The following is a 26,241-nucleotide window of genomic DNA, read 5'->3' on the forward strand; positions in this document are numbered from 1 at the left end:
GGCTCCCCGCATGGGCACTCCGCCTCCGCCGTCGTACGATGAACGAGTGTTCATGAACGTACGTTCATGATGAGGGAAAGGAGGAGCGGATGTCCGACGTTTCAGTGCGGGGACTGACGAAAAGATTCGGCGAAGTCCACGCCGTTGAGGACGTGACGTTCGATGCCCCGTCCGGGCAGGTCACCGGTTTCCTCGGCCCCAACGGGGCCGGGAAGACGACGACGCTGAGAGTGCTGCTGGGGCTGGAACAGCCGAACCAGGGGAGCGCTGTGATCGGGGGGCGCGCCTACCGCGACCTGCCCAGCCCGCGCCGCACGGTCGGCGCCGTACTGGAGGCATCCGGCGTGCATCCGGGCCGCAGGGCGCGTACCCATCTGCGTCTGTTGGCCCGCGCCGCGGGGCTGCCCCATCAGCGGGTCGACGAGGTCCTTCGGATCGTGGACCTCGCAGACGCCGCCGAGCGGCGGGCCGGTACCTACTCGCTCGGGATGTGCCAGCGACTCGCCATCGCGGGCGCGCTGCTCGGCGACCCGGAGGTGCTGATCCTTGACGAGCCCACGAACGGTCTCGACCCGGTGGGCGTGCGCTGGCTGCGGGATCTGCTGCGTGAGCTCGCCGCCGAGGGACGCACCGTGCTGGTCTCCAGCCATCTGCTGGCGGAGGTCACCCAGTACGCCGACCGCGCGGTGATCATTGCGGGCGGACGGCTGCGCTATCAGGGTCCGTTGAGCGGACTCACCGAGAACGGGCGGAGTCTTGAGGACGCGTTCTTCTCCCTGGTCTCCGATCAGGGCCAGACCGAGGAGGTGTTGGGCCGATGATGCGACGCCTGTTCGCGGCAGAGCTCGGCAAGCTGATGTCGGTACGCAGTACATGGATTCTGCTTGCCGGCACGGCCGTGATCGCGGGCCTGCATGCCGCAGGGCTGATCATCGGCGACCCCGCCGGCGATCTGGGAACCGATCTCGGCAAGCAGCGGGTGCTGTTCAGTGCAGGCATGGGGTCGCTCCTGGCGATCGTGCTCGGAGTGCTCATCAGCGCCGGAGAGTTCCGGCACGGCACCATCACCGACACGTACCTGACCACGCCCCGGCGCGGCCGGGTAATGGTTGCGAAACTGGGTGCTGGTCTCCTCGTTGGCGCGCTCGCGGGCCTCGCCTCGGCGGTCACCACCCTGGCGCTCAGTGCACCGTGGCTGTCGGCCAGAGGAGATGGCCTGCCGCTGGACCAGGGCTATGTATGGCTGACCCTGCTCGGCGCGGTGATCTGGTGCACGGCATACGCCGTCATCGGTGTCGCCGTGGGAGTCTTCACCCGCAATCCCGTCCTCGGGATCGTGGGTGCGCTCGCCTGGCTGTACGTCATCGAAGGCATCGTCGTCAGCGCCTTCGACAGCATCGGCCGCTGGCTCCCGTCCGGAGCGGCCTTCGCGGTCGGCAACAACGTCCAGGACGGGCTGCTGCCGCAGTGGGGCGGGGCGGTCATGCTGACCGGCTATGCCGCCGTGATCGCCGTTGCGGCGGCGCTCACTACACTTCGACGTGATGTCACCTAGACGACCTGCGGTTCTGCGCGACGGCGGCGGCGATCAGACACTGCGCGAGCATCTGATCGCCACTGCCGCGCGTCTCGTTGCGGAACGCGGCGGCGCTGGTCTGACCGTCCGTGACATCGCCCGCGAGGCCAAGGTCGCCGACGGCGTGCTCTACAACCACTTCTCCGCCAAGGAAGAACTCCTGGCACACGGCCTGCGCGCCCATGTCCATGCCGTCATGGCCGATCTGGGCGAGCCGCCGCAGCCGGGCACCGGAACCCTGGCGGAAAATCTCCATACGTACATCACCCGTGGCCTGGACGTCCTCACCCGGATCATGCCCGCCTTCGCCGGGATGATCTCCCAGCCCAAGGTGCTCGTGCACTTCCACACCGAGGGCCCGCCGATGCACGAGCACGCCCTGCCCCGCGCGCTGGCCCACTATCTGCGCGCCGAGCAGGAACTCGGCCGCGTCGCCCCCACCGCCATTCCGGATGCCGCCGCTGCAATGATCATCGGCGCCTGCCACGAACTCGTACTGCCCCGCGTCTTCCAGGGTTCGCCCATGACGGACTTCACTGTCCCGAGCGGGTTCGTCGACGACCTTGTCGCCACGGTCATGCACGGAATCGCGCCCACCCGGTCGTCCTGACCCGCGACCGCGCCTGCCCCCAACTGAGTCTCGTTTCTTCCCGGTTCAGGATCCGTGGTGGGCCAGCACCAGATGCGGGTCGGGGGCGCCCGGCGCTGGTGCCGGATCGGCGTGGACCAGGGCGGCGGTCAGCTTGGGTACGGCGTGCAGCAGCGCGTGTTCGGCATCGACCGCCACCTGATGCGCGTCGCGGACGTTCAGTTCTCCGTCGACGACGATCGCGACCTCGGCGCGCAGCCGGTGCCCGATCCAGCGCATTCGCAACTCGCTCACCTGCCGCACACCCGGCACGTCGTGCAGAGCGCGTTCCGCGCTGTCCACCAGGGCCGGGTCGACGGCGTCCATGATCCGACGGAAGACTTCCCGGAATGCGTCCCGGAGCACCAGCAGGATCGCCGCGGTGATGGCCAGTCCTACGATCGGGTCGGCGAGCCGCCATCCGAGCGCCGCACCATCCGCCCCCAACAGGACGGCCAGGGAAGTGAATCCGTCGGTACGGGCGTGCAGGCCGTCGGCGACCAGCGCGGCCGAACCGATCTCGCGGCCGACGCGGATGCGGTAGCGGGCCACCCATTCATTGCCGATGAAGCCGATGACCGCCGCTGCGGCGACCGCGGGCAGGTACCTGATGTCCTGGGGGTTCAGCAGCCGGTCGACGGCGGTCCAGGCGGCGAACACGGCGGAGCCGGCGATGGTCAGGACGATGACGATGCCCGCGAGGTCCTCGGCCCGCCCGTAGCCGTACGTGAAGCGCCGGGTGGCGGCCCGCCGGCCCAGGACAAAGGCCACGCCGAGCGGCAGCGCGGTCAGCGCGTCCGCGGCGTTGTGGACGGTGTCGCCGAGCAGCGCCACCGAGCCGGAGAGCACAACCACCACGGCCTGCGCCGCGGCGGTCACGCCGAGCACTGCGAGCGAAGTCCACAGCGCCCGCATGCCCTTGACGGATGACTCCAGCGCCCTGTCCACCTTGTCGGCGGACTCGTGCGAGTGCGGCTTGAGCAGATGCCCAGCCCGGTGCCGCCACTGCGCCAGGCGGCTCTCGCCATGGCCGTGGCCGTGCTGGTGCTCACACTGTCTCTGCTCCGCCAAAAGCTCCCCGAGCCCAGCCACTCGCCGGTCCAGCGCACGTGCATTTCGCTTGCTCATACCCGCGCTATGAGCAGGCTGCGTTCGCCTGTACCGTCCGCACGGTGTGGCCCTTTGGGCTGGCAACCCCGGCTCTGCTCCCAACTACCCACTGAACAATGAGTGTTCAATTAGATCAAAGTGGAATTAATCGCCCACTTGAGAATGAGAAGCTGCGGCTGAACCGGCGTACTGAGGGTGGAGGGGAACCAACCCACGAAGCCTTTCCGTACCGGAGGTACCTCACCCGTGACCACCACCAAAGAAGCCTCGCCTCGGTTTGACGTCCGCGATGAGGACGATCGGAAGGGCTGGCAGTTCAACTCGTCCCTCGTCCTGACCATGCTGCTGCTTCTGGTGTTTGTGGTGCAGGGGCCGATCCGCCGGGCGTTGTCGGCACCAGTGATGCAGAGCTGGATGACCGTGTTCGTCGCGGTGTTCGTCCAGGCCCTGCCCTTCCTCGTCATCGGCGTGCTGCTGTCTGCGATCATCGCGGTGTTCGTCCCACCCTCGTTTTTCGCCCGCGCATTGCCGAGACAGCCCGCCCTGGCGGTGCCGGTCGCCGGGATGGCCCTGCCCGGCTGCGAGTGCGCCTCCGTGCCGGTGGCCGGGGCGCTTGTGCGCCGGGGCATCACCCCCGCGGCGGCGTTGACGTTCCTGCTGTCCGCCCCGGCGATCAACCCGATCGTGCTGACCGCCACCGCCGTGGCTTTTCCCCGCAACCCCGAGATGGTCCTCGCCCGGTTCGCGGCGAGTCTGCTCGTGGCGTGCGCGATGGGCTGGTTGTGGCAGCGGCTGGGCCGCACCGACTGGCTGCGCCCACCGGATCGCCCGTCGTCCGACGGCCTCAGCAAGGGGGCGGCGTTCTGGGGATCCGTACGGCACGACGTGATGCACGCCGGCGGCTTCCTCGTCGTCGGCGCGATGGCCGCGGCCACCCTCAAAGCCGTGGTACCGGCCGGCTGGCTGCACACCGCGGCCAACAACCCCGTGGTGTCAGTCTTGGCACTGGCTGTCCTCGCGGTGCTGTTGTCGATCTGCTCCGAGGCCGACGCGTTCGTGGCCGCGTCCCTGTCCCAGTTCTCGCTCACCGCCCGGCTGGCATTCCTCGTCGTCGGACCGATGATCGACCTGAAACTGTTCGCCATGCAGGCCGCCACGTTCGGCCGCGGGTTCGCGCTGCGGTTCGCCCCCGCCACCTTCACCCTGGCCATCCTGATCTCGGCCCTGGTCGGGGCGGTGCTGCTGTGAACCGGCAGGCGCAAGCAGCCCTACTGTTCCTCGTCGGCGGGGCGGTGCTGCGCGCCAGCTTCACCGACCTCTATCTGCGCTACGTCAAGGCCGGGTTGCGCCCGTTGCTGATCGTGGCCGGCATCGTCTTGATCGTCGCCGGCATCGCCACTGTCTGGTACGAATGGCGACAGCCGCGCGAGGCAGAGGCGAACCGGCCCGCGCGTGAGCACGACGACCAGGGCGGCCACGCCCACCGCGAACCACGAATCTCCTGGCTCCTGGTCCTGCCGCTGTTCGCTCTGATCCTGGTCGCCCCACCCGCACTGGGCTCCTACAGCGCGATGCGTACCGGCACGGCCCTGCAAAAGCCCTTGGGCTTCCCCACTCTCCCCGCCGGTGACCCCCTCCGGCTGAGCGTCGTCGACTACGCCGGCCGCGCGGGCTATGACCACGGACGTTCCCTGGCCGACCGGCGGATCAAGATCACTGGCTTCATCAGCCTCGACCGCAGCGGCGCGCCCTACCTCACACGCATGGCCCTCAACTGCTGTGCTGCCGACGCCCAGCCCGTCAAGATCGGCCTGACCGGACAGATTCCCCCGGTCATGCAACCCGACGCGTGGCTCGAAGTCACCGGCACCTACACCACTAAGAGGCTCTAACAGAAGTCGTTGATCATGTGACTGTTGGCTCGTCTGCTCGTTGGTCCGGTCGTGGGGAAGAGACAGTCGCGGCCGTGGATCGTGTCGGATGAACTGTGGTCGCTCATCGAGCCGCTGCTGCCCGAGCCGGGTCCGAAGCTTGTGGAGGGCCGTCCGCGGGTGCCGGACCGGCAGGCCCTGTGCGGGATCCTGTTCGTGCTGCACACCGGCATCCAGTGGGAGTACCTGCCCCAAGAGCTGGGCTTCGGTTCCGGCATGACGTGCTGGCGGCGGCTGGCCGCGTGGAACGAGGCCGGAGTGTGGGACCAGTTGCACGTGGTGCTGCTGGAGAAGCTGCGGGCCGCGAAGCAGCTGGACTGGTCTCGGGCGGTGATCGACTCCAGCCATGTGAGGGCTGCTCGGCGGGGCCCAAAAGCGGACCGAGCCCGGTCGACCGCGCACGTCCGGGCAGCAAGCACCACGTCCTCGTCGACGGGCACGGCATCCCGCTCGCGGTGTCGCTGACCGGCGGGAACCGCAACGACGTCACCCAGTTGCTGCCCCTGCTCGACAAGGTCCCGGCCGTGGCCGGTGTTGTGGGCCGGCCCAGACGCCGACCAGACGCGGTCCTTGCCGACCGCGGCTACGACCACGACAAGTACCGGCGCCTGCTGTGGCAACGCGGCATCCGCCCGGTCATCGCCGAACGGGGCCAGGAACACGGCTCTGGCCTGGGTGTATTCAGGTGGGTGGTCGAACGCACCATCGCCTGGCTGCACGGCTTCCGCCGGCTCCGCATCCGATGGGAACGACGCGACGACATCCACGAAGCCTTCCTCGGCCTCGCCACGTGCCTCATCACCCACCGACACGTCCAACGCCTTTGTTAGCGCCTCTAAATCGGTGCTCTCCTCTGTCGCTGGTCACCTAGGGCCGTCTCTGGGGGTGGGTCGCGAAGCCCCCGGCGAACCGAGGGCGCCAGGGGCTTCGCCGTAAGACTCACACTGCGTTCAGCCCATCGCTGTCGTACGTGACTCCATCCGCCATCGAGCGGCCGTTGCCGTGTGGGGCCCTACTCTGCGTCGGGCGACTCAGGTGGCTCCAGCGCCATTGCATCGCCGCGGCCAACCCCGACCGGCTCCATCGTCAAGACCTCCTGATCGAACTCCTAAAGCGGTGGTCAGATCGCCCTCCTGTGAAACCGAGTACGGCAGACACGCCTTCAGCCGACCGCCGGCGGACGCTGGGGCGACTGGGTCGAGATGGTCCAGCAACCGCCCGGCCCGGTGCCTGACTTGAGCCACTGAGACTCCGCCGAGCTTGATTCGCCTAGATGATCGATTCCAAGGGGGCAGTGCAGACAAGCCGTCACGCCCGTCAACAGTCGAAGACCGACCAGCAGATCTCGTTTCGCAACCGCTGATCATCTAGGACGAGTTCACGAATCACATCCGGGAGCTGTTCGCGCTGCCAACGGCATTCGAGCCTGCCGGCACTCTCACCCTGCCGTCCGGGGGCCGCCGCACGCACGGCCTTGATCGCGTAGGCCGCAGCGCCAAGCTCGTGTGCGGCGACATGCGCCACCACCGCCGCCTGGCCGGCAGCATATGCGGCGTGCCGAGCGGCTCCGCTCAACTCTCTTGCCGCAGCCATGGCATGGCCACCCGCCGCTCGGGACTGAGACATCCTGATCTCGCCGCACGTCCATGCCCGAATCTGCTCGATCGCCTCGCGGGGGCGCGGGTCCGAGGGCTGCACCGACTCGAAGAGGTGCAGAACGTGCTCCGCGCACGCGGCAGCCCACAAAGCCAGGAGTTGATGGTCGGAGTCCGTAAGCGTCCCCCCACGGCGGATGGTGATGAAGCGGGGGTCACGATCTTTGGGGAGGATCATGGTGTTCCAAGGGATCGGCTGCGCGCATAAGGCGAGGGCGTCCAACGTCGGTGTGTGAAGACAGAGTTGGACACCCTCGCGACCGCACTCTATGTGAAGACCGACGATCTACTGACGGCGTCTCCGCATCTCGCGCCGCGGCGGCCTGCCGTGGGGGTCGCCCCGCAGCTCACCGACGCCGAACTGGTCACGCTGGCGGTGATGCAGGCGATTCTCGGCTTCACCTCCGAAGCCAGGTGGCTCCGCCACGCCCGCTCCCACCTGCAGCATCTCTTCCCGTACCTGCCCAAGCAGCCCGGCTACAACAAGCGGCTGCGCAAGGGCGCCGGACTGCTTCGGTGCGTCACCCGACTGCTGGCCACCGACACCTCGGTGTGGAGCGACGACGTGTGGATTGTGGACTCCACGCCGGTGGAATGCGGCCGCTCACGCGAGACCGTCAAACGCTCCGGCCTGGCCGGATGGGCCGAGTACGGGTACTGCGCCAGTCACAGCCGCTTCTTCTGGGGCCTGCGGCTGCACCTGGTGTGCACCCTCCAGGGCCTGCCCGTCGCCTTCGCCCTGACCGGGGCCAAGGCCGACGAACGCGAGACCCTCCTTGACCTCCTGGCCGCCGAACCCGGCCTCGTTGCCGCACGTCCTGCCCAGACGCTGATCGGCGACAAGAACTACTTCGGCCGCGACTTCGAACACCAACTGGCAGAGCAGAACATCCAGCTGTTGCGGCCGGCCCGCAAGGGCGAGCCGGAGCGGCCCGGCGCGCCACTGTTCAAGCCGTTGCGACAGATCATTGAGTCGGTCAACGAGACCTTCAAGGGCCAACTCGACCTCGAACAGCACCGAGGACGCACGCCCGGCGGTGTCGTTGCCCGCGGCATGCAACGCATCCTCGCGATGACCGCCGCGATCTGGCACAACGACCACACCGGACAGCCCGTCCTGCGCTCATTGACCGCCTAAGAGGTCCTAACAGAAGCCGTTGATCATGTGACTGTCGCTCTGGTTGCTCGTTGGTCTGGTCGTGGGAAAGAGGGAGTCGCGTCCGTGGATTGTCTCGGACGAACTGTGGTCGCTGATCGAGCCGTTGCTGCCCGAGCTGGGTCCGAAGTTGGTGGAGGGGCGGCCGCGAATACCGGACCGGCAGGCGCTGTGCGGGATCCTGTTCGTGCTGCACACCGGCATCCAGTGGGAGTACCTGCCCCAAGAGCTGGGCTTCGGCTCGGGGATGACGTGCTGGCGGCGCCTGGCCGCGTGGAACGAGGCCGGCGTGTGGGACGAACTGCACCTGGTGCTGCTGAAGAAGCTGCGGGCCGCGAAGAAGCTGGACTGGTCGCGGGCGGTGATCGACTCCTCCCACGTGCGGGCCGCTCGGCGCGGCCCAAAAGCGGCCCCAGCCCGGTCGACCGCGCACGGCCGGGCAGTAAGCACCACGTCCTCACCGACGGACAGGGCATCCCGCTCGCGGTGTCGCTGACCGGCGGAAACCGCAACGACGTCACGCAGTTGCTGCCTCTGCTGGACAAGGTTCCCGCCGTGGCCGGCGTCGTCGGCCGCCCCAGACACCGACCCGACGCGCTCCTCGCCGACCGCGGCTACGACCACGACAAATACCGCCGCCTGCTCTGGGCCCGCGGCATCCGCCCGGTCATCGCCGAACGAGGCCAACCACACGGCTCCGGCCTGGGCATCTTCCGGTATGTCGTCGAGAGAACGATCGCCCGGCTGCACGGCTTCCGCCGCCTGCGCATCCGATGGGAGCGACGGGACGACATCCACGAAGCCTTCCTCGGCCTCGCCACCTGCCTCATCACCCACCGACATGTACAGCGCCTTTGTTAGGACCTCTTAGGCGCGCCTCAGCGCGGGCAACAGGCGGAGCGCGTTGTCGCGGTTGATGCCGCGTCGTTGGCGGTCGGTGAAGACGGGGTCGGTCTCGATGGCCGGCACCGTGAAGTCGGTGATGATGTCTGCGGAGGCGGCCGGCCAGTCGGTGCCGAAGAGGATCCGGTCGGCGCCGGCGGTGGCCACCAGAGTGCCCGAGGGGGCCGACGGGCCCGCCGTGTCGTAGTAGAAGCGGTGGAGGTAGTCCCGTACACGGGCAGCATCGAGGGGTGGAGTGCAGAAGCCGCCGAAGGCCTCCATGCGGGTGGCGATCTGAGGGAGGAATCCTCCGGCGTGCGGCAGGATGACTGACAGGTGCGGGTAGCGGTCGAGTGTCCTGGTACGGATCAGGTTCACAGCAGCACGCGTGGTGTCCAGCAGGAAATCGCACATGAAGTTCGGAATTCCGGGGACGGTGGGCACGCCGGGTGTTCCGCCCGGGAGGTCGAGCGGATGCGTGAAGAGGACCGCGGCGCGCTCGTCGAGTTCGGCGAGGAAGCGGTCGTACGAGGGATCACCGAGGTAGACACCGTTGTAGTTGGCTTTCACGCTGGCTCCGACGGCACCGAGCTCGTCGAAGGCGCGGCGGAGAGCCCACGTGGTCACTTCGGGATGGTCCAGGACAGCAGGAGCGAGGACGGCGAAGCGGCCCGGGTGTAGGGCCACCAGGTCGGCCATCGCCTCGAAGACGACGGTGAGACCTTCCCTGGCCTGCGCCGCGGTGCGGTACCGGTCCTGCATGGTCGGGTTGAGGACCGCGGTCGCGATTCCTACCCGGTCCATCAGCGCCAGGGTGGAGTCCAGATCCCAACGCGCCCACCACAGCAGCTCCTGCCGCCGCACCAGGCCCTCACGCTCCGCCCAGTCCACCCATGCCGGAGCGGTGAAATGGTGGTGGACGTCGATCCTTGCCCGGCCGGCGTCATCGCCGCTCCCCGAGCCCCGCGGCACCGCTTCCCCCCTGGCCAGAGCGCTGGACTCGCCCGTGGCAGCGACGGTGGTCGCCAACGCCCCGCCGGCGATGAGCAGACTGCGCCGGCTCATGGCCCGGGTCGATTCGGACATCCGCGTTCCCCATCCGTAGCGCCATCGGTTTGCCGCACCACGATGGCCCGTCGGCGGGCCCACGATCACCACGGCGTGCCCTGTTCGAGTTCGGTTCCCTCGGACGGACGCGGTCCAGCCCATCGTCTGCCACGAAATCCCAGGCCAGGATCCCTTCACGGCCGGCTCACGTACGAAGTCGGGGGCCGTCGCGTCCGACGGCCCCCGTTCCGGGTGATCAGCAGCAGGTGGCGGTCGCGGTGAAAGTCAGCGCTCCCAGGGCGTCCGCCCAGCCAATGACGAAGTGCAGAGCCAGCGAGCCGAGCAGCCCCACGAGCATGAGGGCGATGACCACACGCCGTCTCCAGCCCCTGTCGTCGGGCCAGACGCTGCTGTCGCCGCCGCGCCAGTTGACGCGCGAGCGGTCGTCGAGGTCCATGTCGCATGGGTAGCCGAGACGGCGGAGTGCTTTCCGCAAATCGCGGAGCGACCAGGCGCTACCCATCGTCTTGCCGTAGATGGTGATTCGGCGCAGACCGCGCATGGACGGTGTGGCAGGCGGCGACCTCGACGCGCCTAATTGCCGGGCCGAACGCTCCAATGGTTCCCATCACTGACCAGCCCATTTAGGTTCAGAGACAGGGTGTCACCCGAAGCCTCCTCGGCATCCCGCCCCACGTGCGGCGGACGCTCACCCGGGACCGGGGCCGCGAGATGGCCGAGCACCAGGCCATCACGGCCGAGACCGGCATGCCGATCTACCTCTGCAAACCACGCAGCCCCTGGCAGCGAGGCACCAACGAGAACACCAACCGCCTGCTGCGGCAGTACCTGCCCAAGGGCGCGGATCTCCGCACGTTCAGCCAGGCGGCCGACCTCGACGCCATCGCCCACGAGCTCAACCACCGTCCCCGCAAAGTCCATGGCTACCGCACTCCGACAGAGGTCTACGCTGATCTCCTGAACAGCGGTGATGCGCTGACCGCTTGAGCTCACCATCGTTATCGGACACCACCGCTCGCACCATCAGCCTGCCCCCGCCAGTGGGCGAGGTAGTACCGGGTGGTCAGGGTGGCGGGGTGGTCGGGGCCCAGTACCCGCAGGGAGTCGGCCAGTAGTTCGGCGAACGCGGTGGCGGCCCCGGCCGCATCCCCCGCCTCCCCCCGCCAGTGGGCGAGGTTGTGCCGGGCGAGCAGGGTGGCGGGGTGGTCGGGGCCCAGTACCCGCAGGAAGTCGGCCAGCAGTTCGGCGAACGCGGTGGCGGCCCCGGCCGCATCCCCCGCCTCCCCCCGCCAGTAGGCGAGGTTGTGCCGGGTGGTCAGGGTGTCGGGGTGGTCGGGACCCAGTACCCGCAGCCGGTCGGCCAGCAGTTCGGCGGTGGCGGTGGCGGCCCCGGCCGCATCCCCCACCCGCCCCCGCCAGAAGGTGAGGTCGGCCCGTGTGGTCAGGGTGTCGGGGTGGTCGGGGCCCAGCACCCGCAGCCGGTCGGCCAGCAGTTCGGCGAACGCAGTGGCGGACCCGGCCACATCCCCCGCCTCCCCCCCACCTCTCCAGTAAGCGAGGTTGTGCCGGGCGGCCAGAGTGTCGGGGTGGTCGGGGCCCAGCACCCGCAGCCGGTCGGCCAGCAGTTCGGCGGCGGCGGTGGTGGCCCCGGCCGCATCCCCCGCCTCCCCCCGCCAGTAGGCGAGGTAGTGCCGGGCGGTCAGAGTGTCGGGGTGGTCGGGGCCCAGGTTCTGGCGGGCGGCGGTGTGCAGGTCCTGGAAATAGGCGCGGGCGGCGGTGACGAGTCCGGTGTGGCCGAGGCTGTTTCCGGTGTGGAAGAGAACCGGGTGGCCGTCGGGCCGCCACAGGGCGTCTGCGGCGTGGGCAGTCAGGGCGGCGGTGTTGGCGCGCAGAGCCTGGCCGAGGGCAGTGTCGCGTTCGACCTCGGGCCATGCCTCATACAGGGCGTCGGCGCAGGTACGGGCCGCCATGTCGCGTGCGGCGGGGCGCAGGGCTTCGCGGGTGGCACGTTGGACAAGGTTGTGGACGCGCACCTCCTGGTGAGGGGTGTTGGGGGTGTGGTCAGCCAGGCTGAGCCGGTGCAGGCAGCGCAGCGCGTCGGCCGCATCGTCCACCCCGACCGCGCGCGGGGATACGTCGGGATCGGTGCCACCGTCGGGGGTGCGGTGTTCGGTGAGGTAGGCGAGGGCTGGGGGCGAGGTCAGGACGGTGGCGGGGATGCCGTTGGGGTCGAGCAGGGCCACCAGGTGGAGCATAGGGCGGGCCAGGCCCGTCGGGCGGAGCCGGTCGGCGTGTTCGATGGACAGGGACCAGGTGGCGGCCACCGTGGCGCGGTGGGCGTCGGGCAGGCCGCTGTCCTCGGGGACCAGGTCGGGCAGCGTACGGGCGCGGTCGGCCAGCCGTACGCGGTAGGTGGCGCAGTCCAGTTGGAGGTCGAGGAGATAGGTGACCGCCTGGGCCAGGGCCAGCGGCAGATGGCCCAGGTCGCGGGCGAGCTCCTCGACCTGCCCGGGGTCCTCGTGGCGGCGCCGGACGGCGAGTTTGGCCCTCAGGTAGCCGACGGCCTCGCTCTTGGTGAACAGGCCGACGTCGATGAGGTGGCCGGGCAGGGCGGCGTCGCGGCGGCGGGTGGTGACCACAGTGCGGCCGTTCGGGCGCGCGGGCGGCCACAGGTCACCCCGTCCGTCCGTGCTATTCAGGTGCGCGGGGTCGCTCACGTCGTCGAGCACGATCAGCCATCGCCGGTCGGTGGACTGGGCCCAGGCCAGGAAGCGGACGGCGGCCCGCTCAGGGTCGTCGAGACCGGCGCATTGAGGGTCGTCGGGGTCGGTCACCGTGACAGCGGCCTCGGAGTAAGCGCTCAGGACCGCGTCCCTGCTGGTCGCGGTGACCCACACCAGCAGATCCACCGCCCCGGCCTGCCACGCGGTGCGGGCGTGGTGGGCGGCGAGCTGAGTCTTGCCGACCCCACCGGTCCCGGACAGCACCTGGCACAGCACCGCCGTCCCACCCGCGGCCACCGCTCGCTCCAAGGCATCGACGGCATCGCGGTGCTGGAAACAGTCCGCCTGCCGCGGGACCACGCCGACCAGCCGCGGCCAGGAGAGCGGCGCCCGCGGCGCGGCATGGTGCGTCACCGAATCGGCGCGGCCGACCACCAGGGCGCCGGACTGCGCGTAGAGCGATGTCTGCGCAGAGATGTGCGGGGTCTGGCTGGCGCCGGGTGCGGTCAGCGCTGCTCCGGACCCGGCATCGGAGGGTTTCCGAGGGCCACGTCGCCCATGCGCAGGGCGGCCGCCGACCCGCGGTCGGCCTTGATGTCGGCGTTGCCGCCGATGGCGATGCCTTCGTCCCCGGCCGTGACTCCGCCGGCCGCCTGCCGGGCCACCAGTTCGCGCAGTTGCCCGGCGGCTTCCTCGCGGTCCGCCTCGCCCAGAATCTCCAGTAGGTCCTCGCAACGGGCCTGCCAGGATGCTTCCAGCCGGGTACGGACCTGGTCGGCGCCACCGGGGTCGGCGCGGTCCAGTTCGAGGGCCGACCGGTCCAATCGCTCCAGGACCACCTGGCTTTCCCGCGCGTCCCGGCGGCCAAAGATCAGGGCCGCCCGGTCCCGGAATCCCGACCACACCTCGGTGCCGGCCGCCGAAGCCACCGCCGCCCCGAACGCCGAAGCCAGAACAACCAACGCCTGATCCACCATGTCATCCCCCCGCAAGGCGGCCAGCCCCCATGTCCCTATGCCGGTAAAGCGTACCGAGCCGGGCACCTCACCGAACCGCCTCGGCAGACTTTGAATCGAGGGCAGATCGCGCAACGACCATCAGGCGTCTGCCCGGTCTTCGACGCCTCGGCCCCACAGCGACCGGTGTCGAGCTGTGCGCGAACAACTTGCCTCTACTGCTTGCTCGGTGCTGACCCGCATCATCGGGTTGACACCCTAGATAACGATCGGCGTGCCTCTGGCGGAGCCAGAGGCCCGCAGGGCCCTCGCGCTCGCCACCGAGTTCACCTACCAGGAACGCGTGTGACTGAGCACGCCATTCGGCCAGACCGGCCGAATGGCGTGCTCAGTCACATCCGGGTCAGTCGAAGTCGAAGGTGGCGACGACGGGGGCGTGGTCGGACTCGGGGTACTTGGTGTCGGTGGCGAAGGCGAGGGAGTCGTCGTGGAGGATCTCGTTGTGGATCTCTGAGCCGCGGTAGTGGGCGAGGAGGTTGCGGGTGACGAGCATGTGGTCGATCATCCGGCCGCGGCCGTGGTGGAAGTGGGTGTAGCGGGCCTCGTTGGGGATGCTGTGCTCGATGGGGACCAGGACCCGTGCGGCGAGGGCGCCGTTGTTGGTGTCCTCGACGTTGCCGCAGATTGCCAGTACCGGGACTTCTTCGGGCTCGGCGTTGAAGTCGCCGGCGACGACGATGCGTGCGTCCGGATCGTCTTCGAGGATCTGGTCGATCAGGCGCCTGACCTCCAGTGCCTGGCTCATGCGCTTCATGGACGACAGGAAGCTGCCTTCGGCCCAGCCGTCGGCGGTGCGCCAGATGCCCTTCACGGGGTCGATCACCTGGCCGGGGATGTCGCTGGGGATCTTGGATTTCAGATGCACTGTGATGACGTGCAGCAAGCGCCAGATTGTCGCTCGGTCGATCGCGTCGGCCACGACAACTCCTCGCAGCGAATACGCGCTCGCAGTCATCGAACGGGACAGCAACAACCTGACCGGGTTCGGCAGACTGGCCACGGACCCCCACCAACAGCGCGCAGCCACCTTCGGCTTCGCCCTGCGCCCCGACACGTGGGGCATGGGCTACGGAGTCGAGACCGTCCAACTCCTGCTCGGTCTCGGCTTCGAGGAACTGAACTTCCACCGGATTTGGGGTGCCCGCTCCCCCCTCAACGAAGCCTCGGCAAGGACCATGCTCAAGGCCGGCATGGTGGAAGAGGGCCGCATCCGCGAGCACATCTACAAGGCCACGGCATGGCGAGACTCCGTCGTCCACTCGATCCTCGAAACCGAATGGACGCAAGTCCACGACACCGAGCACTAGCTCACTGCCGCTTGCGACGCCGGCCTCGACGCGCACGCGGCCACCGGTGATGCGGGTGATGCTCACCTGGACTGTAGAGCGCTTCGTGTGCTGAGCGGAGTTCGCGACCAGCTCGGTCACGATCAGCCCCACCGGATCCGTCAGGATCTCGAGGTCCCAGCCGGTCAGCGCGGGGCCCACGAGAAGCTGGGCACGCCGGGCGGACTCCGGCACACACGGGTACGTGCCGGTGATTCTCGGGGCGGTCGTGATCACGACACATCTCCCGGCCTCGCGTGGCGTTCCCAGGCTGCGGCGCTCCTATGGGAGGGACCGTGATGCGCGGTCCGTAACGCCCCTGCCGGTCCGGCGGGGTGGGGACCGGCTGCGAGCGTGGTCGTGATTGCTGAGACTTCCGACATCCCGTGGCGGCGCTCTCGAGCGTTGGTCCGGACCGGCCCAACTAGCCTCGCGCATCTTCGAGTTAACCTGCAATCGAATCTGCGAGTGCAGGAGCATTGGCACATGCCGCTGCACCGGCAGGGGGTTGCCGGAGGGGGGACTGAGGGTGGGAGACTCAGCGCACGCGCAGAGCAAGGACCCACAGAGCTTCAGGAAGGACACACTGGCGGCAGCACGAAGGGGGCCGACGTTCCGCAGGTGGGAACTCGGCAAGGAACTCCGACGCCTGCGCGAGAAGGCCGAGCTGACAATTACTGAGGCGGCTTCCGGGCTCGGGTTCAGCGACACGAAACTTGGCAGGGTCGAGACGGGGCACAACAGCCTCCCGAGGGTGGAAGACTTGGAGAAGCTGCTCGACCGGTACGGCGTGGCCGACATCGACGACCGGGAAGCCCTTCTCACGCTGCATCGGGACTCGCTCAGCCGCGATCCCTGGCTTCCCTACCGGGACGTCATGCCGTCGGGCATGCCGATGTACGCCGGGCTGGAAGCGGACGCCCGAGAGATGCGCGCCTGGCAGCCGATGTATGTGTTCGGGCTGCTCCAGACGGAGAACTATGCCCGAGCCCAATTCATGGTGGCCAAGCCCGTCGAGGAGACAACCACCGCGTTCGTCGAGAACAACGTCCGCCTGAGGATGGAGCGCAAGCTGCTCGTGACCCGCGAGGAGAGCCCGATGACGCTGCGGGTCATCCTCGACGAGTCGGCCCTGCGCCGGAATCTGGGTGGCGTCGACGTGATGCTGGAGCAGTACGAAGAGATCGCACGCCTGGCAGCTCGCGACAACGTCACCGTGCAGATCCTCCCGCAGAAGCGGGCCGCATTCCGGGCCGACATCAACTTCGCCGTGCTCGACTTCGAGGCCCCGGTGGACTCGATCGCCCAATCTGACATTCCAGGCACGATCACGGTCACTGACAGACCCGGCGATGTCTGGAAGTACAACCAGAGGTTCAACAGCATGCGAGACGAAGCTCTGGGGCCCTCGGCGACAGCCGAATTCCTCCACCAACTAGCACGAGAGATCGAGTAGCCATTAACACTCACCTGACGGCCCCCGACGTGGCCGAAGAATCCGCCTGGTTCAAGTCCTCCTACAGCGACAGTCAGGGAGGTTCCTGTGTTGAAGTCGCGGCCGTGACCGGCAACGTCGGTGTCCGCGACTCCAAGGACAAGCAGGGACCCGCGTTCGTCGTTTCGTCCTCGGCCTGGTCCTCGTTCGTCGAGCTGGCCCGATCAGAAGTCGTCGACCGCTGACATTGCTGGACACCACGTGATGTGGCCCTCCCCACGGCAATTGGGGAGGGCCACATCACGTCATTGCCTCACTTTGACGCACGGCGCTGACAGTCAATAGACCACCGCGCAAGCGTACGCATCATCAGGTCTGCGTCACCACCGCATCGATGGGGAGGGCGTGTCCGATGACAGCCCACCGCCGCGCGCTCCACTCCTCGACGCGAGGCACGGCACAGAAAAGGGCAGACGAGCCGCGGTACCGACCAGGGACCGTGCTTGGGGCGGTCTGCGACATTCTGGAAGAGCTGTTCAGCAAGCTCCTTGTCGTAGATGATGCCGGCGACACGCTCGGGTAGCGGGAGTTGGTCGAGCGCGGGAACCGGATGCGCACCACCGGCCGTCGTTCAGGCCCGGGTGTAGCCGCCGTCGGCGAAGAGTTCGGCGCCCGTGACGAACGACGAGGCGTCCGAAGCCAGGAAGAGAGCGGCCTCGGCGATTTCCTCGGCGTCGGCCAGCCGCCCCAGTGGCACGACGGCCTCGGCGAACTGGTCGACGTCCGGCCCCGCGGCGCCCAGCAGGCCAGGGGTCCGCGTGGGTCCCGGGCTGAGCACGTTGACCCGGAATCGGCGCTCCCGCGACTGCCGGGCCCAGTTGTGCACGAGGTTGCTCACCGCCGCCTTCGAGGCGCTGTAGACCTCGAGTTGCTCATTGGGCCGTACGCTGTTGCTCGAGCCGACGACCAGGATGGAGGCGTTCTCCGCAAGAAGCGGAAGCGCCTTCTGAACGGTGAACAGTGGGCCCTTGACGTTGACGGCGAGCGTCAGGTCGACATTCGCCTCGGTGTGGCCGCCGAGCGCGGCGTCCGCGACGATTCCCGCGTTGGCCACCAGCACGTCGATGCGTCCGGCCTCCTCGCCAACTCGCGCGTAGAGCGCGTCCAGGTCGGCCAGGACCGAGACGTCGGATCGTACGCCGGTGGCCGCAGGGCCCATCTCCTTGACTGCCGCTTCGAGGCGGTCGATGTCCCGGCCGGTCACGAAGACCCGTGCGCCCTCCCGGACGAAGCGGTGGGCGATGGCAAGACCGATCCCGCTGGTCCCTCCGGTGATCACGGCCACCTTCTGCTGCAGTACGCCTGGCATGTCGAACTCCTTCAGTTGTGGAATCGATCGTCCATAACGTAGGCAGTAATGGACGATCGAGTCAAGAATGAGTAGGGTGAGACCATGCCGAGACCACGCGCATTCGACGAACGCCAAGTCCTGGAGCGGGCCCGGGAACAGTTCTGGTCGACCGGCTATGCAGGAACCCGGATGGACGACATCGCCCAGGCGACCGGCCTGGGCAAGGGCAGCCTGTACGGCGCATTCGGCGACAAGGGCAAGCTGTTCCACCGCGTGTTCGGCGACTGGTGCACCGCAGTCGTCGAGGTGGCCGAAGGGCGGCTGACAGGCGGCCCGGACGCAGAGGCATTGGCCCGGCTGTCGGGATACGTGCATCTAATGGCGGAGAACACCGCCTCCGACACCGAGCGCCGCGGGTGCCTGTTGGCCAAGGGCGCGGCGGAACTGGCCCAGCACGATCCGACGGTCGCCGGACAGTCGGCCGAGACCATGACGACACTGCTGACCCTGCTGCGGACGGAGATCAGCGCCGCCCAGCGCCACGGCGACATCGACACCGCTGCGGATCCGCAGCGGTTGGCGGCACTGCTGCTGACGGTGGTCCGCGGTATCGAGGCGGTAGGCAAAGCCGGCCTGGCCCCGGAGACGCTGCGGAACATTGCAGACACCGCACTCGCGGTCCTGCCCACGCCCGAGGGGCAGAAACGCCTCGCAACCGGGCGCAGTCCGGCCCGCAAAAACCAACTTGGTGCCATCACGGCCACATGATCCGCCGGACACGGCCTAGCCCGGTCCGACCTGGTCGCTAGTACGGGCTGCTCTCGCCCGGCCGTAGAAGCCGGGCGAGAGCGGTGTGGCCCCTCGATCTCGGCACGGGGCCGTGGCCTTCCGGACGGGAAGGTCTGACGCCAGTGGCGCCTGTCCTTCCCCATTGGCGGGGTGCGGGCCGTCCCGCCGCAGCAAATCCCGGAACTTCAGCCCCAAAAGCATGGATTGGGCGTCATCTGTTCGCGCGGGCGATCGAGACGGGGCCCCGAGCTTTCGCGACGGCCCCCATTGTTCCGCGATCCGCTCATCAGATGGCGGCCTCGCCCGGCTGGCCTCCATGCTGTCGTCCGGCTCCTCGCTGACGCGTCGGCACCGCCGAGAGGGCCCTTCCGGACGAACGCCGTGGGAAAGGTCTCGATGTTCAGCAAGCACCCTCCGACCGCCGCCGCGCTACGGGCGGTCGTCCCCCGTAGCGGGGTTCCAACCACGCCTGCGCCAGGCTTCGTTGGACCCGCCGCCGCGACGGTTGCCGCTCTCGAACCGGGCGCGCCGCATGCGGTGAGCGTCCGCAGGGCCGCGCTGCGGCGGTCCGCCGCCCTCAGGTCGGCCGGAGGCCGGGACGGGAGGCGCACCGGACGACTCCGCGTTCCCTGCCGGGCCGACAGCCGGGGGTTCCGCCCAGTAAGCCGGGCCGCAAGCTGGGCCCGATCGCCGACGGCGTCGGGGCGGCCCACCGAGCCTGGCTTGAGCCGCTGCGCACGAGGTTCCTGGCCAGTGGACTGACCATCAGCGACCTGGCCCTGCGGGGCGGTTGGTCGAAGTCCAAGGTGTCCGAGCTGCTGCGCGGCACCGGTCTGTACCCGCGGTGGGAGATCACCTCCAGCCTGCTGCACCTGCTGGGCATCCCGACCTGGCCGATGCGCAGACTGTGGACGGCGGCCGCGGTCGAAGCGCACAAGAAACCGGACTGGATCAACGGGTGTATCCAGCGGGTCGTCCTGTCCACCGGGCCCGCCCTCCCTCCGCTGGACCACCGCGGGTTCAGCGAGCTCAACCGCCCCGGCTACACCTCCTACGCCCGCGTCTTCCTGCGCTGCCGCGAGAGCGTCGACCGCGTGGTCGCCGAAACGTTCGACGTGCTGTGGCTGAGGTGGGATGAGGCGCTTGCCAGCGCAGACGTGCAGAAGTTCGCCTGGACCGTGCTGCGCGCAGGCGTCATGGCCCGCACCCCTCACATCGACGGCTGCCCCGAGCTGGCGCCCGCCGCCTTCAGCACGGTGGCCCTTAACCGCGCCGGTGCGCTCACGGCACGGTTCGACCAGATCGAGGAGTCCCTGACGCTGTTCAAGGTGCTGAGCCGGCTGCCCGCCCTCCAGCTCGATGTCATGGTCCTCAGGTACCTACGCGGCATGGACGACATCGCCGTGGCCGATGTCCTGGGCGTGCCCATCGCCTCCGTGCGCTCAGCCGACATGCATGCCCGGCGCCATCTGACCAACGTCCTCCACCCCCAGTACGGCCCCAGGGAGGGACATTCCTGTGACTCCGATTGACGAACTCCTCGCCCGCGCCCTGCTCCAGGCCGAGCCCGACGTCCCCCATGACGTCGTCCCGTGCCAGGACGCCCATGTCTTCTCCCTGCTGGACGCCGATCTGTTGTGGCCGGCCGCGGACTGGCTGCGGCAAAGCCCGGCCGGCGACAGCGCCGCGGACGATCTGCAGACCTTGTGCGAGACGGTGGTGGAGCACACGGCGGCCACTTCGCTGCGGGACTGGCTCACCGAGCAGCTGCCCGAGCCGCCCGGCGCCCGAGTACTGGGATGCATCCTCCACCTCACCGATGCCGAGGACAGCGCCCGGTTCTGGTGGCAATACGCCGCCGGCGCCGGGGACACCACCGCCTACTACTGCCTCTACCTGCACCACCTCGGGCTCGGGGAAACAGAGGCGGCCGCATGGTGGCGCGAGCAGATCCAACTCGACACTGCCCGCACCCCCGATGCGGTCACACAGGTCTTGTGCGAGACCGACCTTGTCCCCCACCCCGACACCAGCACCCCGACCGTGCTGCGGGTCCTGCGCCTTCTGGCGGACCGGGCCGAGCGGCCGCGGGCCGAAGTCGTCGAAGCGGTCATGGAGTACGTTCCCAGCGCCGTAGCCGCCGGCTACGTCGACAACCCCGACGTCGAACTCGCCCCGCCCGGCAGAGATTTCGCCGACCACATCAGCCTCATCCTGGCCGCGTGCGCCATCAGCTCCTCATACCCCGCCCCACCACAGCCGGCCACCACCCCCGAACTGCCCCTGCGGCTACCGCACCCCCGCCGACGCACATCCGTGTGAAAACACAGCACGAGGAACTCCTGGAGGCCGAGTCCAGACACAGCGGACCGCCCCCGGGCATGCGGCGCTGCGCGGGCCGCCCCGCGTATCCCCGGGCCCCAGCGAGAGCGGCTTCCACCGACGCTCGTCGAAGAAAGGGAACGTCATGCACGACAACCCCGACCACCACTCCACGGGCAGGACCCGCGCAGCCACCAACCGCCTCGTGCAAGGGATCCGCAAACGCAGACGAGCAGCCATCGGCCTCCTGCTCCGCGGCGCATGCTACGGCCTGGGCACCGGCGCGGTCAGCGTGGCCACCTACTGGCTGCAAAGCCGCATGTGACAGCTGCCGAAGCCCCGGGCGAGGACGACTCTCACCACCCGGAACAACCTCGCCACTGGCGGGGCTACACCGGGGTTGCGGCCAGCGCCGCGGAGGGGTTGGACTATCTGCTGGCCAACCGGCGGGTGCTGGGCCCGGACCACCCCGAGACTCTCACCACCCGGGGCAAGCTGGCTCAGAAGCTGTGTCTGAACCTCTTTTCGCAGGTGGCAGGGCTATGGCATGGGGTGTGGAGTCTGCTTGCCGTTCAGCGTCGATGGTCGCCGTTCCGAACGGCGATGGCAGTGCGCTGATCTTCAGGCGGCTGCGAGGGTGACCGGCGGCGCCTCGGTCTGGCGGCGAGGCTGGGCATGCGGCGGGACCCGCGGGCACCCGGGTCCGCCGCTCCCGCAGCATCCCGGGTGCCACCGCGGCGGCGGCACGGCTGCAGTGCCGTCCGGCGGGTGGCGATCTGCGCTGTCGCCCGGCGCCCCGAGCGGCGCACACCTGCGCAGGCCCGAACCGGCGAGGACCGGGCGAGGATCCACGCGCACCCGCGGCACCGCCGTCGGTCCCGGGCACGCCGGAGCGGCGCAGCTTCGACTACATCCGGCACGGCACCGTGGACCTGTTCGCCGCGCTGAACACCGCTACCGGCAAGGTGATCGGGAAAAGTCCCGGCCAGCACCGCGCGGTCGACTTCCGTGACCTCGTGGGCGAGATCGACCGCCAGACCCAGCCCGGCCTGGCCTGGCGGTCCACGTGATCTGCGACAACCCCTCCGCCCACAAGGCACCGGTGGTGCATCGCTGGTTGCTGGAACATCCCCGCTTCGAGCTGCACTTCACCCCCGACGCACTCGTCCTGGATCAACCAGGTCGAACGCTGGTTCGCCGAGCTGGAACGGCGCTGTATGGAACGCGGCGTCTTCTGCTCACTCAACGAACTCAAGACCGCGCTCGAGGACTGGATCAAGACCTGGAACGACACCGCCCGGCCGTTCACGTGGACCAAGACAGCCGACCAGATCATCGACCGCATCTGCCGCTACTGCGACAGGATCTCCGGACCAGGACACTAGGCGGGCCGCAGCAGGCGGTGCAGGCCCGGCTCGATGTCCGGGGCGTTGATCGACCCGTAGCCGAAGACGAAACCCGGGCGTGCGGAGCGGTTTCTGGCGACCTCCGCCAGGGTGTAGACCGCCACGCCTGACGCCCGGGCCCGGCCGGCTCGGTCCGCGAGGGTGGCGGGGTCGGCGAGGTCGCCTCGGGTGAATGCGGTCACGTGCAGGCCCGCGGAGGACGGCACCGGCTCGGCCAGGTCCGCGAAGTGGCTGTTGAGCGCCCGGGTGAGGATCTCGTGCCGGGCCGCGTACGTGTGCCGCATCCGGCGGATGTGCCGGGCGAGCAGCCCGTCGTCGACGAAGCGGGCGAGCGCCGCCTGCGTCGGGACCGGCGTATGCCAGTCGGTGGTGTACTTGGCGGCGCGGAGCGCCGTGCGCAGCGGGGCGGGCGCCACCAGGAAACCGATGCGCAGAGAGGGTGACATCACCTTGGAGAACGACCCCACGTAGATGACGTGTCCAGCCTGGTCGAGGCTCTGAAGCGTCTCGACCGGCCGCCCGCCGAACCGGAATTCGCTGTCGTAGTCGTCCTCGATCACCGCCGCACCGTGCCGCCGCGCCCACCACAGCAGCGCCGTTCTGCGCCGCAGGGACATCGGCATGCCGAGCGGGAACTGGTGGGCGGGGGTGACGTACACGGCGCGGGTGTCCGGCGGGATGGCGTCCACCACCAGGCCCTCGGCGTCCACCGGTATGCCTGTGACCTCAGCGCCCTGTGACCGGAACAGCAGCCGGGCCGGCGGGTAGCCGGGGTCTTCAACGGCCACCCGGTCGCCCGGTTCGAGCAGCACCCGCCCGATGAGGTCAAGGGCCTGCTGCGTGCCGGTGGTCACCAGCACATCGTCCGGGCCGGTCCGGACGGCGCGGGAGACTCCGATGTGCCGGGCCAGCGCGGCCCGCAGCCCGGCGTGACCGGCCGGATCGCCGTATCCGGCCGCTCCGGCTGCCGAGAGGCGCAGTTCCCGGGCGACCAGGGAACGCCAAGCGTCGTACGGGAAGAGCCGGGCATCCGGCAAGCCCACCCGGAAGTCGTGGGCCGCCGTGGTCGGTCCGGAGGTCTCTGGGCCCGCCCACGGGGACAGGCCCGCCCATACGGCGCGCGGGCGCAGTCCGGAGTCGGTGGTACCGGTGGTTGTCGCGGCGTCGCGGGAGGGCAGACCTGTCGCCTGCACGTAGGTCCCGGAGCCGACCCGACTGTCCGCGTAGCCCTCGGCGACCAAGCGTTCGTAGGCGACGCCGACGGTGTTGCGGGCCACCGCGAGGCGGTGGGCCAGCTGCCGGGTCGGGGGCAGCGGATCGCCGGGCCGCAGCAGCCCGTCGTGGATCGCGGTGCGCAGCTGGCGGTAGATCTGGCCGGACAGGTCGCGGTGCCCGTCGAGCGTGACGTGAACGTCCATCGTGGCTCTCGGCTGCTGCCTCTTGGCTTTCGGCTTGCCTATTGGCTCAATCACTTGGCGGGTTATTGGCTCTGGAGCTGAGCCTCTGAGTGAGCTTACGCTCCGGCCATGGACATACGACGGCTGGACCGCCAAGCGCTGCTGCTCACTGGGGAAGTGGTCTCCCGGGTGAAGGCCGATCACTTGAGGCTGGCGACGCCGTGCGCGGACTGGACCGTGTACGGCCTGCTCCGCCATCTGGTCAGTCAGAACGAGGGGTTCGCTGCCTCCGCCCGCGGCGTGGGCGAGCCGTGGGCGGTATGGCGCGACGGTGACCTCGGCGACGATCCGGCCGGAACGTACGAGGCGTCGGCGGACGAGGTGGCCGCGGCGTTCGCGGAAGACGACGTGCCGGAGCGGCGGTTCGCGCTGCCGGAGGTGGGCAAGGGCTTCGGTGTCCCCGGCCGGATCGCGATCGGCTTCCATCTGCTCGACTACGTGGTGCACGCCTGGGACGTTGCGGTGGCGATCGGCGCCCCCTGGGAGCCCGCCGCCGAACTCACCACCGCCGCGCTGCGCGTCGCCGCCCAGGTCCCGGACGAGGGCCGTGGCGCCGGTGCCGCGTTCCGCCGGCGGATCGCCGTCCCCGACGACGCGTCGCCGGACCACCGGCTGCTCGCACTGCTCGGCCGCGATCCGTCCTGGACGCCGGGGCCATGCTGAGCAGCCGTGTCTGATGCCTCCATGACAAGATTGGGTCATTCGGCCGTGGGGCACGGCAGAGCTGGTCGTAGCTGGTGAGGGCGGCAGGACCGTCGAATGCGACCCCCACCGCCGTCGGCACGTCCCCTGCGGCCGCTACGCGAGTTGCCCGAAGCGCCATCGGTCCCTGCGCTCACCACTAGCGCAACGGCCTTCCCTACCCACCCCGCTTGGTATTCGTACAAGCAACGCCTCCACACGCACGCATATGTTCAGGCCTGCAAGGCCGCTAGTCATAGGGTGCAGCCGGTTCCCATACCCGAAGGAGCAACAGATGGCGATCGAAGGCGTCTCCCCCTACCTGCGGTACGACGACGCGGACGCCGCGCTGGAGTGGATGGAGCGAGTCTTGGGCTTCACCGGCGCGGTCCGCTGGCGCGACGACTCTGGGCGGACATTCGAAGCCGACATCTATGCCGGACCGACGAAGATCGGAGTCAGCGGTGGCGGCACGAGCGACGACGGGAAAAACGCCATCCTCATCGTGCATGTCGACGACGTCGATGCATACTTTGAGCGGGTTCGTGCCGCAGCCGACACCGAGGTGGAGCCCCCGACGGACCAGCCCTATGGGCCCCGGACCTTCACCATCACCGATCCCTGGGGATACCAGTGGAACTTCTGGCAGGGCGAGGCCACCCCACCCGAGTGATCAGTACGATCGACCTGCCGTGGGAGGCCCCGGCCGGTCCCACGTTCACAATCCCACGACGCGCCCCATGCGGGCGGGTTGGCCCCACCGTCGCGCACGGCCCGGGCGGTGCGCCATCCTCCTACCACGCGTTCGGCATGACGAGCGCTCAGCGTGCTCGCCCTGCTGCATCGCGATGACCGTTGCCGGGTCCGCTGACGCCTTCACCACTGTCCTGCACCGACCGAGCAGAATTCCGCCGCCCCGCCATTGTCGGCGGCAGCGGGTCACCGCGCGCGCCAACCCTCATGCCCCAGATCATCTGACCGAACGCACCTCACGGTAGTAGTTGAAAACCTAGTGAGGTTCGACCACACGCCCTTCCGCCGGATTCAGGGCCGACGTGTACCGCGGCAAGCGAAAGAGATCGGAGTCAGCGTGACAGGTGACGGCAGACGCTTTCGTAGGCGACACCCGAGGCGTACTGCTCCCATTCGGCCCGCGTCAGATTCCGGTTGACCAGTCGGCAGCCGTAGTCGGCCCATTGAGTGAAGTCCGGCCTCCATGTACGCGCCACGCCGTCGGCACCGGCGGAGGCGAGGAGTCGGCCGTCAGGGCTGAAGGCGACTGCGCAGACCTGCCCCTGATGTCCGGTCAGGCCGGGGCCGGTCTGGCGGCCTGTTTCGGCGTTCCACCTGCGTACGGAGCCGTCGGCGCCAGCCGTGACGAGTTCGCGCCCGTCCGGGCTGAAGGCCACGTCGTTGACCGCGTCCCCGTTTCCGGTGAGCGGCCTGCCGCGCTGCTTGCGGGAGGCGACGTCCCACAGCCGCGTGGTGTGGTCCGAGCTGGCGGTGGCGAGGTGCGTGCCGTCGGGGCTGAAGACGACGTCCTGAACCTCGCCGGTGTGGCGGCGCAAGGGCGTGCCGTACTGCCTTCGCGCGGCCACGTCCCAGATCACCGCGGTCTGGTTCGTGCCCGCGCCGGCGAGCAGCGTGCCGTCGCGGCTGAACGCCACGCCGTTCACGGCCTCTTCGTGTCCGGTGAGCGGCTCGCCGACCGGCTTTCCGGTGCGCACGGA

Annotated in this window: 29 protein-coding genes and 1 pseudogene; 20 read left to right on the forward strand and 10 right to left on the reverse strand. The window is 69.1% G+C overall.

Features of this window, described 5'->3' with window-relative positions; all coding sequences use genetic code 11:
* Window positions 1-89 precede the first annotated feature (89 nt).
* The 3 genes from ACH4YL_RS36995 to ACH4YL_RS37005 are packed head-to-tail and all read left to right on the forward strand — an operon-like array spanning window position 90 to window position 2,186.
* Window positions 90-821: an ABC transporter ATP-binding protein gene (locus ACH4YL_RS36995; RefSeq protein ID WP_398511916.1), complete on the forward strand. Its 732-nt coding sequence runs from the start codon at window positions 90-92 to the stop codon at window positions 819-821.
* Window positions 818-1,555 carry an ABC transporter permease gene (locus tag ACH4YL_RS37000; RefSeq protein ID WP_398511917.1) on the forward strand — a complete coding sequence of 246 codons (738 nt, stop codon included), beginning with the start codon at window positions 818-820 and terminating at the stop codon, window positions 1,553-1,555. The genes ACH4YL_RS36995 and ACH4YL_RS37000 overlap by 4 nt, the downstream gene beginning before the upstream one ends.
* Window positions 1,545-2,186: a TetR/AcrR family transcriptional regulator gene (locus ACH4YL_RS37005; RefSeq protein ID WP_398511918.1), complete on the forward strand. Its 642-nt coding sequence runs from the start codon at window positions 1,545-1,547 to the stop codon at window positions 2,184-2,186. The genes ACH4YL_RS37000 and ACH4YL_RS37005 overlap by 11 nt, the downstream gene beginning before the upstream one ends.
* A 45-nt stretch (window positions 2,187-2,231) precedes the next feature.
* Here the strand turns inward: ACH4YL_RS37005 and ACH4YL_RS37010 are convergent, their stop codons facing one another.
* Window positions 2,232-3,275: a cation diffusion facilitator family transporter gene (locus tag ACH4YL_RS37010; protein ID WP_398511919.1), complete on the reverse strand. Its 1,044-nt coding sequence runs from the start codon at window positions 3,273-3,275 to the stop codon at window positions 2,232-2,234.
* 285 nt (window positions 3,276-3,560) lie between these two features.
* Between ACH4YL_RS37010 and ACH4YL_RS37015 the strand changes: the two genes are divergently transcribed.
* The 3 genes from ACH4YL_RS37015 to ACH4YL_RS37025 all read left to right on the forward strand — a co-directional run bounded on the left by ACH4YL_RS37015 (window position 3,561) and on the right by ACH4YL_RS37025 (window position 6,075).
* Window positions 3,561-4,562, forward strand: coding sequence for a permease (locus ACH4YL_RS37015; protein WP_398511920.1), 1,002 nt, complete (start codon window positions 3,561-3,563; stop codon window positions 4,560-4,562).
* Window positions 4,559-5,206, forward strand: a complete 648-nt coding sequence (locus ACH4YL_RS37020; RefSeq protein ID WP_398511921.1) for a TIGR03943 family putative permease subunit — start codon at window positions 4,559-4,561, stop codon at window positions 5,204-5,206. Before ACH4YL_RS37015 ends, ACH4YL_RS37020 begins: the two co-directional genes overlap by 4 nt.
* A gap of 51 nt (window positions 5,207-5,257) precedes the next feature.
* Window positions 5,258-6,075, forward strand: a protein-coding gene (locus tag ACH4YL_RS37025) for an IS5 family transposase (protein ID WP_398511922.1) whose coding sequence is annotated in 2 segments (ribosomal slippage) — window positions 5,258-5,609 and window positions 5,609-6,075 — 819 coding nt in all. Because the reading frame shifts where the segments join, the coding sequence is not laid out codon by codon here.
* A 487-nt stretch (window positions 6,076-6,562) separates the two neighbouring features.
* Here the strand turns inward: ACH4YL_RS37025 and ACH4YL_RS37030 are convergent.
* Window positions 6,563-7,078, reverse strand: coding sequence for a putative immunity protein (locus ACH4YL_RS37030; protein ID WP_398511960.1), 516 nt, complete (start codon window positions 7,076-7,078; stop codon window positions 6,563-6,565).
* Between the two features lie 54 nt (window positions 7,079-7,132).
* Here ACH4YL_RS37030 and ACH4YL_RS37035 point away from each other — a divergent pair, with 54 nt between their 5' ends.
* Complete coding sequence (locus ACH4YL_RS37035; RefSeq protein ID WP_398511923.1) at window positions 7,133-8,038, forward strand: IS982 family transposase; 906 nt, start codon at window positions 7,133-7,135, stop codon at window positions 8,036-8,038.
* An 88-nt stretch (window positions 8,039-8,126) separates the two neighbouring features.
* A protein-coding gene (locus tag ACH4YL_RS37040) for an IS5 family transposase (RefSeq protein ID WP_398511961.1) occupies window positions 8,127-8,917 on the forward strand; the annotation gives its coding sequence in 2 pieces (ribosomal slippage) (window positions 8,127-8,457 and window positions 8,457-8,917; 792 coding nt in all).
* Between the two features lie 6 nt (window positions 8,918-8,923).
* On the opposite strand, the gene ACH4YL_RS37045 is transcribed toward ACH4YL_RS37040, so the two are convergent.
* On the reverse strand, window positions 8,924-10,024 hold the full coding sequence (locus tag ACH4YL_RS37045) for an amidohydrolase family protein (RefSeq protein WP_398511924.1): 1,101 nt from the start codon (window positions 10,022-10,024) through the stop codon (window positions 8,924-8,926).
* Window positions 10,025-10,241: 217 nt separating this feature from the next.
* Window positions 10,242-10,442, reverse strand: coding sequence for a hypothetical protein (locus ACH4YL_RS37050; RefSeq protein ID WP_398511925.1), 201 nt, complete (start codon window positions 10,440-10,442; stop codon window positions 10,242-10,244).
* Between the two features lie 242 nt (window positions 10,443-10,684).
* Here ACH4YL_RS37050 and ACH4YL_RS37055 point away from each other — a divergent pair.
* A pseudogene (locus tag ACH4YL_RS37055) lies at window positions 10,685-10,993 on the forward strand (IS30 family transposase); the annotation flags it as partial.
* Between the two features lie 11 nt (window positions 10,994-11,004).
* On the opposite strand, the gene ACH4YL_RS37060 reads toward ACH4YL_RS37055, so the two are convergent.
* From ACH4YL_RS37060 to ACH4YL_RS37070, 3 genes are all read right to left on the reverse strand, one after another.
* On the reverse strand, window positions 11,005-13,143 hold the full coding sequence (locus ACH4YL_RS37060; RefSeq protein ID WP_398511926.1) for a tetratricopeptide repeat protein: 2,139 nt from the start codon (window positions 13,141-13,143) through the stop codon (window positions 11,005-11,007).
* Window positions 13,144-13,235: 92 nt separating this feature from the next.
* The gene (locus tag ACH4YL_RS37065) at window positions 13,236-13,820 is read right to left on the reverse strand and encodes a hypothetical protein (protein WP_398511927.1); all 585 of its coding nucleotides are present in this window, start codon (window positions 13,818-13,820) and stop codon (window positions 13,236-13,238) included.
* Between the two features lie 268 nt (window positions 13,821-14,088).
* A complete protein-coding gene (locus ACH4YL_RS37070; RefSeq protein WP_398511928.1) occupies window positions 14,089-14,628 on the reverse strand; it encodes an endonuclease/exonuclease/phosphatase family protein in 540 nt (179 codons plus the stop codon).
* On the opposite strand from ACH4YL_RS37070, the gene ACH4YL_RS37075 reads away from it, so the two are divergent.
* From ACH4YL_RS37075 to ACH4YL_RS37085, 3 genes are all read left to right on the forward strand, one after another.
* Window positions 14,615-15,052 carry a GNAT family N-acetyltransferase gene (locus ACH4YL_RS37075; RefSeq protein ID WP_398511929.1) on the forward strand — a complete coding sequence of 146 codons (438 nt, stop codon included), beginning with the start codon at window positions 14,615-14,617 and terminating at the stop codon, window positions 15,050-15,052. The genes ACH4YL_RS37070 and ACH4YL_RS37075 overlap by 14 nt on opposite strands.
* Before the next feature lie 604 nt (window positions 15,053-15,656).
* Window positions 15,657-16,526 (forward strand): helix-turn-helix domain-containing protein, encoded by an 870-nt coding sequence (locus ACH4YL_RS37080; RefSeq protein ID WP_398511962.1) that lies wholly within the window; start codon window positions 15,657-15,659, stop codon window positions 16,524-16,526.
* A gap of 29 nt (window positions 16,527-16,555) precedes the next feature.
* Window positions 16,556-16,750: a DUF397 domain-containing protein gene (locus ACH4YL_RS37085; RefSeq protein WP_398511930.1), complete on the forward strand. Its 195-nt coding sequence runs from the start codon at window positions 16,556-16,558 to the stop codon at window positions 16,748-16,750.
* Between the two features lie 386 nt (window positions 16,751-17,136).
* Here the strand turns inward: ACH4YL_RS37085 and ACH4YL_RS37090 are convergent, their stop codons facing one another.
* Complete coding sequence (locus ACH4YL_RS37090; RefSeq protein WP_398511931.1) at window positions 17,137-17,874, reverse strand: SDR family NAD(P)-dependent oxidoreductase; 738 nt, start codon at window positions 17,872-17,874, stop codon at window positions 17,137-17,139.
* Between the two features lie 84 nt (window positions 17,875-17,958).
* Between ACH4YL_RS37090 and ACH4YL_RS37095 the strand changes: the two genes are divergently transcribed.
* The 6 genes from ACH4YL_RS37095 to ACH4YL_RS37120 all read left to right on the forward strand — a co-directional run bounded on the left by ACH4YL_RS37095 (window position 17,959) and on the right by ACH4YL_RS37120 (window position 22,352).
* Window positions 17,959-18,624 carry a TetR/AcrR family transcriptional regulator gene (locus tag ACH4YL_RS37095; protein ID WP_398511932.1) on the forward strand — a complete coding sequence of 222 codons (666 nt, stop codon included), beginning with the start codon at window positions 17,959-17,961 and terminating at the stop codon, window positions 18,622-18,624.
* 827 nt (window positions 18,625-19,451) lie between these two features.
* The gene (locus ACH4YL_RS37100; protein ID WP_398511933.1) at window positions 19,452-20,177 is read left to right on the forward strand and encodes a sigma-70 family RNA polymerase sigma factor; all 726 of its coding nucleotides are present in this window, start codon (window positions 19,452-19,454) and stop codon (window positions 20,175-20,177) included.
* Window positions 20,164-20,967, forward strand: a complete 804-nt coding sequence (locus ACH4YL_RS37105) for a hypothetical protein (RefSeq protein WP_398511934.1) — start codon at window positions 20,164-20,166, stop codon at window positions 20,965-20,967. The genes ACH4YL_RS37100 and ACH4YL_RS37105 overlap by 14 nt, the downstream gene beginning before the upstream one ends.
* Window positions 20,968-21,112: 145 nt before the next feature.
* Window positions 21,113-21,292: a hypothetical protein gene (locus ACH4YL_RS37110; RefSeq protein WP_398511935.1), complete on the forward strand. Its 180-nt coding sequence runs from the start codon at window positions 21,113-21,115 to the stop codon at window positions 21,290-21,292.
* Between the two features lie 601 nt (window positions 21,293-21,893).
* The gene (locus ACH4YL_RS37115) at window positions 21,894-22,037 is read left to right on the forward strand and encodes a hypothetical protein (RefSeq protein WP_398511936.1); all 144 of its coding nucleotides are present in this window, start codon (window positions 21,894-21,896) and stop codon (window positions 22,035-22,037) included.
* A 147-nt stretch (window positions 22,038-22,184) separates the two neighbouring features.
* Complete coding sequence (locus ACH4YL_RS37120; protein ID WP_398511937.1) at window positions 22,185-22,352, forward strand: hypothetical protein; 168 nt, start codon at window positions 22,185-22,187, stop codon at window positions 22,350-22,352.
* On the opposite strand, the gene ACH4YL_RS37125 is transcribed toward ACH4YL_RS37120, so the two are convergent.
* A complete protein-coding gene (locus ACH4YL_RS37125) occupies window positions 22,349-23,791 on the reverse strand; it encodes a PLP-dependent aminotransferase family protein (RefSeq protein ID WP_398511938.1) in 1,443 nt (480 codons plus the stop codon). The two genes, ACH4YL_RS37120 and ACH4YL_RS37125, sit on opposite strands and share 4 nt — an antisense overlap.
* Before the next feature lie 108 nt (window positions 23,792-23,899).
* Here ACH4YL_RS37125 and ACH4YL_RS37130 point away from each other — a divergent pair, with 108 nt between their 5' ends.
* Window positions 23,900-24,493 carry a TIGR03086 family metal-binding protein gene (locus tag ACH4YL_RS37130; RefSeq protein ID WP_398511939.1) on the forward strand — a complete coding sequence of 198 codons (594 nt, stop codon included), beginning with the start codon at window positions 23,900-23,902 and terminating at the stop codon, window positions 24,491-24,493.
* A 313-nt stretch (window positions 24,494-24,806) separates the two neighbouring features.
* Complete coding sequence (locus tag ACH4YL_RS37135; RefSeq protein WP_398511940.1) at window positions 24,807-25,184, forward strand: VOC family protein; 378 nt, start codon at window positions 24,807-24,809, stop codon at window positions 25,182-25,184.
* Window positions 25,185-25,596: 412 nt separating this feature from the next.
* On the opposite strand, the gene ACH4YL_RS37140 is transcribed toward ACH4YL_RS37135, so the two are convergent.
* Window positions 25,597-26,238 carry a WD40 repeat domain-containing protein gene (locus ACH4YL_RS37140; protein ID WP_398511963.1) on the reverse strand — a complete coding sequence of 214 codons (642 nt, stop codon included), beginning with the start codon at window positions 26,236-26,238 and terminating at the stop codon, window positions 25,597-25,599.
* Between the last annotated feature and the right edge of the window lie 3 nt (window positions 26,239-26,241).

Source organism: Streptomyces sp. NPDC020681 (assembly GCF_044334895.1).
Classification (GTDB): Bacteria; Actinomycetota; Actinomycetes; order Streptomycetales; family Streptomycetaceae; genus Streptomyces.

Coding starts and splice junctions, on each gene's coding strand:
- ACH4YL_RS36995 (WP_398511916.1), top strand. CDS start 90: ATGTCCGACGTTTCAGTGCGGGGACTGACGAAAAGATTCGGCGAAGTC.
- ACH4YL_RS37000 (WP_398511917.1), top strand. CDS start 818: ATGATGCGACGCCTGTTCGCGGCAGAGCTCGGCAAGCTGATGTCGGTA.
- ACH4YL_RS37120 (WP_398511937.1), top strand. CDS start 22,185: ATGGAACGCGGCGTCTTCTGCTCACTCAACGAACTCAAGACCGCGCTC.
- ACH4YL_RS37090 (WP_398511931.1), bottom strand. CDS start 17,874: ATGCCAGGCGTACTGCAGCAGAAGGTGGCCGTGATCACCGGAGGGACC.
- ACH4YL_RS37005 (WP_398511918.1), top strand. CDS start 1,545: ATGTCACCTAGACGACCTGCGGTTCTGCGCGACGGCGGCGGCGATCAG.
- ACH4YL_RS37075 (WP_398511929.1), top strand. CDS start 14,615: ATGACGTGCAGCAAGCGCCAGATTGTCGCTCGGTCGATCGCGTCGGCC.
- ACH4YL_RS37095 (WP_398511932.1), top strand. CDS start 17,959: ATGCCGAGACCACGCGCATTCGACGAACGCCAAGTCCTGGAGCGGGCC.
- ACH4YL_RS37050 (WP_398511925.1), bottom strand. CDS start 10,442: ATGGACCTCGACGACCGCTCGCGCGTCAACTGGCGCGGCGGCGACAGC.
- ACH4YL_RS37125 (WP_398511938.1), bottom strand. CDS start 23,791: ATGGACGTTCACGTCACGCTCGACGGGCACCGCGACCTGTCCGGCCAG.
- ACH4YL_RS37045 (WP_398511924.1), bottom strand. CDS start 10,024: ATGTCCGAATCGACCCGGGCCATGAGCCGGCGCAGTCTGCTCATCGCC.
- ACH4YL_RS37030 (WP_398511960.1), bottom strand. CDS start 7,078: ATGATCCTCCCCAAAGATCGTGACCCCCGCTTCATCACCATCCGCCGT.
- ACH4YL_RS37135 (WP_398511940.1), top strand. CDS start 24,807: ATGGCGATCGAAGGCGTCTCCCCCTACCTGCGGTACGACGACGCGGAC.
- ACH4YL_RS37110 (WP_398511935.1), top strand. CDS start 21,113: ATGCACGACAACCCCGACCACCACTCCACGGGCAGGACCCGCGCAGCC.
- ACH4YL_RS37130 (WP_398511939.1), top strand. CDS start 23,900: ATGGACATACGACGGCTGGACCGCCAAGCGCTGCTGCTCACTGGGGAA.